Genomic DNA, 3166 nt, shown 5'->3' on the forward strand with positions numbered 1-3166 from the left:
CAGAGGCGATCGCTAATTTAACCAATCTGACGCAGCTTGACCTCAGTGGCAACCAAATAACCCAGATTCCAGAGGCGATCACTAATTTAACCAATCTGACGCGGTTTCACATCGGTGGCAACAAAATAACCCAGATTCCAGAGGCGATCGCTAATTTAACCAATCTGACGCAGCTTGACCTCAGTGGCAACCAAATAACCCAGATTCCAGAGGCGATCGCTAATTTAACCAATCTGACGCAGCTTGACCTCAGTTACAACCAAATAACCCAGATTCCAGAGGCGATCGAAAGTTTGTTGAAATTGGAAACACTAGATTTACGGGGAAATCCGCTTCCTATTTCACCAGAAATTTTAGGATCTTCTGATGATGTTGGTTCAGTTGAAGATATTTTCAATTACTTGCGATTACTCCGTAGCGGTGATGTGCGTCCACTCAACGAAGCCAAACTCTTGCTCATCGGGCAAGGCAGCGTCGGCAAAACATCCCTCATCAAACGACTAATGCACGATGAATATGATAAAAATCAAGCCCAAACCGACGGACTCAATGTAGAAACTTGGAACGTGCCGGTCAATAGCAAAGACATTCGCCTCAACGTTTGGGACTTTGGCGGACAGGAAATTTATCATGCCACCCATCAGTTTTTTCTGACTAAGCGCAGCCTCTATCTCCTAGTCTGTAATTGTCGCACCAGCGAAGAAGAAAACCGCATCGAATATTGGCTGAAACTAATCGAAAGCTTTGGCGGAGAGTCCCCCGTGATTATCGTTGGCAACAAAAAAGACGAACAACCCCTCGACATCAACCGCAAGGCGTTACGCGAAAAATATTCTAACATTCGAGCGATTATCGAAACCTCCTGCCAAGACAATATCGGCATTGATGAACTTCGCACCGCCATTTTCCAGCAAGTTGGCAAACTCAAAGAAGTCTACGACCTTTTACCCCTCTCATGGTTTGAGGTTAAACAACAACTCGAATCCATGACTGAAGACTTCATCACTTACAGTAGCTATATCGGCATCTGCTACAAAAACAAAATTCCCGAAGAACAAAACCAAGAGCAACTAATCGACTTGCTGCATCGACTCGGCTTAGTTCTCAACTTCCGCGAGCATCCCATCCTCAAAGATACCAAAGTCCTCAAACCCAACTGGGTGACAGAAGGCATTTATGCGCTCCTGAGCGATGAAAACCTCAAAACTAAAACCAAAGGTATTTTCACCTCTGATGATCTCGCCTCTATTCTCAATCAAAAGCGCTACCCCACCGAGCGTCACAAATATCTGATCGGGCTGATGAAAGAATTTGAGCTTTGCTTTGAATTAGATTGTAAACCACCACAATTTCTAATTGCGGGACTTCTGCCTAAAGACCAACCAGACGAAACAGAACTAGAAGGCAAAACCCTTGAATTTCAATACCATTACAAAGTTCTTCCCGAAAGCATCATTTCCCGCTTCATTGTCAACACCCACGCAAAAATTCATAACCAAATCTATTGGCGCAGTGGCGTAATGCTGCAATATCAAGAAAACAACGAAATCTACAACATCGCTCGGATCAAAGCCGATCCCGAAGACAAAAAAATCTTCATCACCATTAGCGGACGCAAAGAAACCCGCCGCTTATTTCTCGGCATTCTCCGCGATGTCTTCAAAAAAATCCATAAAAGTCTCCCCAATCTCGAAATCACCGAATGGGTTCCCGTCCCCAACCATCCCAAACATCCACCCCTCGACTACAAACACCTCCTCGGACTCGAAGAAATGGGTGACAGCACAGTCAGTATCGGCACACTAAAATTAAAACTCGATTTGCGTCAACTTTTAGATGGCTATGAATCCAAGGAAGAAAGGCAAAAACAGTTTGATATTCATAATCAGTACAATTATTATCAATATGGAAAAGGCGATAATTTTGGTGGGGATGAGGTCGAAGGCAATAAAACAGGATGAAGTTACCCAACTTTGAATTAGCGTTTATCGATCGCAACAAATTGCAAAACTATACCCTCAACTCCCAACACGATCGCGGAAAGCACAAGGCCAAACTATTTGCCGCTATCCTAGACTTAGATAGCAATGATGCAGAAATTCTGCAAGTGCTAATCGAAGATGCGATTCAGAATTATGAAGCAATTCCCAGCCAGTTAAATGAATATGGTCAACGCTACATCGTTGATTTTCCCATCACCCGCAACCAAAATACTGCCAACATTCGCACAACTTGGATCGTCCGCCCCACCGAAGATTTTCCCCGTCTGGTTAGTTGCTATATTTTGAGGTAATCCCCATGCTTGCCACCCCAAACAAACTCAATTTATTAGATATTGTTGCTCTTAAAACTCCCTTATCCGAACATAACCTCCTTGCGGGTCAAGTTGGAACTATTGTCGAAATCCTCGCCCCCGAAGTATACGAAGTAGAATTCAGCGATAATGACGGTCAAACATACTCCATGCAAGCTTTACCAGCCCATCAACTCCTAAAACTCCATTACAAACCCCTAAAAACTATGTCTAACACCTTCCATCAATTCGGCAAAGGCGATAACGTTGCAGGTGATAACGTTGCAGGTGATAAAAACCAAAATGACTTCAAAAACGCAACTATTGGAATTGTCGCTCAAAACCAAGCCCAAGCCACAGTAGGCAATCTTAATCAAACAAGCGGCGCAAGCATAGCAGAACTAATGCAAATCATCAGCACCATGCGCCAAACTGCTGCCCAATTCCCACCAGAAATCCACGACGACATCATCATTGATATTGATGATGTAGAAGTAGAAATTCAAAAGCCAGAAAAAGAACGCAATTTACCCAAACTCAAAAAGCGTTTAGTAGCTTTACTAACTGCTGTTACTCTAGTCGCTGCCCCGATCGCAGGTATGACAGACTTTACAAACAATGTTATGGAAATAGGCAGCAAATTAGGCATAGAACTAAAGCTTCCCTCTGGTAAATAGACTTTTCTAACTCCAGGGGCGATCGCATAGCTTGAAATGATGCTCGCCTTTCATTTGATGAGAATTGAACTAGCGATCGCCGAAATAACAACTGGGTACGCCGAAATAACAAATGGATTCGCCGAAATAACAACTGAGTACGCCGAAATAACAACTGGGTACGCCGAAATAACAACTGGGTACGCCGAAATAACAA

At 43.5% G+C, this 3166-nt stretch carries 3 protein-coding genes; all 3 read left to right on the forward strand.

The features are described 5' to 3' along the window. Nucleotides 1-1961: COR domain-containing protein (locus tag F8S12_RS33065; RefSeq protein WP_230968440.1), on the forward strand; the 1961-nt coding region annotated here is incomplete at its 5' end. After that, nucleotides 1958-2293, forward strand: coding sequence for a DUF6883 domain-containing protein (locus tag F8S12_RS33070; protein ID WP_196520504.1), 336 nt, complete (start codon nucleotides 1958-1960; stop codon nucleotides 2291-2293). The genes F8S12_RS33065 and F8S12_RS33070, both read left to right, overlap by 4 nt. A gap of 5 nt (nucleotides 2294-2298) precedes the next feature. Next, nucleotides 2299-2970: a DUF4926 domain-containing protein gene (locus tag F8S12_RS42120; RefSeq protein WP_331001474.1), complete on the forward strand. Its 672-nt coding sequence runs from the start codon at nucleotides 2299-2301 to the stop codon at nucleotides 2968-2970. The last annotated feature ends 196 nt before the right edge of the window (nucleotides 2971-3166 follow it).

Source organism: Nostoc sp. WHI (assembly GCF_015714725.1).
GTDB lineage: Bacteria > Cyanobacteriota > Cyanobacteriia > Cyanobacteriales > Nostocaceae > Nostoc.

What these genes read in the sequence shown, in the direction of transcription:
- F8S12_RS33070 (WP_196520504.1), top strand. Translation starts at nt 1,958, where the DNA reads ATGAAGTTACCCAACTTTGAATTAGCGTTTATCGATCGCAACAAATTG.
- F8S12_RS42120 (WP_331001474.1), top strand. Translation starts at nt 2,299, where the DNA reads ATGCTTGCCACCCCAAACAAACTCAATTTATTAGATATTGTTGCTCTT.